General features: G+C 61.1%; 2 protein-coding genes and 1 pseudogene. 2 read left to right on the top strand and 1 reads right to left on the bottom strand.

Annotated features, from left to right (window positions below):
• Positions 1-297 (top strand): annotated as a pseudogene (locus A0U87_RS02750) (transposase); the annotation flags it as partial.
• Between the two features lie 85 nt (positions 298-382).
• Positions 383-631, top strand: coding sequence for an IS3 family transposase (locus tag A0U87_RS02745; protein WP_080993623.1), 249 nt, complete (start codon positions 383-385; stop codon positions 629-631).
• Between the two features lie 84 nt (positions 632-715).
• Here A0U87_RS02745 and A0U87_RS02740 read toward each other — a convergent pair whose 3' ends face one another.
• Positions 716-1,165 (bottom strand): IS5 family transposase, encoded by a 450-nt coding sequence (locus tag A0U87_RS02740; RefSeq protein ID WP_137405201.1) that lies wholly within the window; start codon positions 1,163-1,165, stop codon positions 716-718.
• Positions 1,166-1,338: the final 173 nt, after the last annotated feature.

Raw genomic sequence — 1,338 nt, 5'->3', positions numbered from 1 at the left:
GTCGAGGCAATCCTGCATCTGTTGCGTGGCGGCAGCTCGTGGCGGATGCTTCCGCCGTGTTTGCCGCCGGTCTCGACGGCGCGGCGTTGGTTCTATCTTTGGCTGGACAACAGACTATGGTTGTCGTCGAGCCATACCCTGCTGCTGATCGGACGCGAAGCTGCAGGCCGCCAGGGCTCACCCAGTGCTGGCCTGATCGACAGCCAGAGCGTCAAAGCCACGGAAAGCGGCGGGTCGCGGGGGTATGACGCGGACAAGAAGACCAAGGGGCGCAAGCGCCATATCCTGACAGATACCGATTGTCCCGTGCATCTACCACGAGCGTGTCGTACAACGGCGTGATCCGGAGCGGCTATCGATCTGAGCCCGGCGCGATCAGGATCTGAAGGCGGAGGTGGTGCGCGTCTTTACTGAGAACTTCGGCGTCCACGGCGTGCGCAAAGTCTGGCGGCAGATCAACCGCGAGGGCTTTGCCGTCGCCCGATGCATCGTCGAACGGCTAATGCGCGATCTGCGTTTACAGGGGGTAATCCGTGGCAAGCCCGTGCGCGCCACGGTCAGCAACAAGGCTGCGCCTTGCTCACTCAATCACGTCAACCGGCGGGGCTGTCAGAAATTTCGTGTGCGGTGAGGCATAATGGGTGACAAGGAGACCCAGTATGTTTCGACTGAAAGACCCCTCGATACCAAACGACATTCTAGCGCGGATCGACATTCACGGCAGCCAGATCATAGCCGCGGCGATATGAACGAATCCGGTGAAGTGGGCGGTGCGGCGATCGTAGCGTGTAGCGAAGCGGCGGAAATGCTTGAGGCGGCTAAAGCATCGCTCGATCCGGTTGCGGTGCTTGTAGATGGCTGTGTCGTGCGGAATGAAGGTCTTGCGATTACGCTTCGAGGGGATGACCGCTTCGGCCTTCATGGCGGCGATCCTTCCACGTAAGCCATTGCTGTCATAGGCTTTGTCGGCGAGTACGGCCTCGGCCTTCTGGCATTCCAGAAGGTCAGGAGCGGCGGTGACGTCGCTGGCCTGCCCCGATGTGATGCGAAAGCGTAATGGCTGGCCAAGCGTATCCGCCAGCATGTGGATCTTGGCCGTCAGTCCACCTCGGGAACGCCCCAGCGCCTGGTCCTTGCTCCCCTTTTCCGGTCGCCGCCTGTTGATGGGCGCGGACGATGGTACTGTCGATCATCAGATACTGCTTGTCGCGGTCGGCGGTCAGCGTGTCGAACACCCGCTCCCATACACCAGCATGGCACCACCGGCTGAAACGCCGATGAACTGTCTTCCAACGGGTGTAGCGTTCCGGCAGATCGCACCAGTGTGCGCCTGAGCGT

It is taken from the genome of Sphingobium sp. MP9-4 (assembly GCF_005281675.1).
Classification (GTDB): Bacteria; Pseudomonadota; Alphaproteobacteria; order Sphingomonadales; family Sphingomonadaceae; genus Sphingobium; species Sphingobium yanoikuyae.
This window is presented reverse-complemented; position numbering and strand designations above follow the sequence as displayed.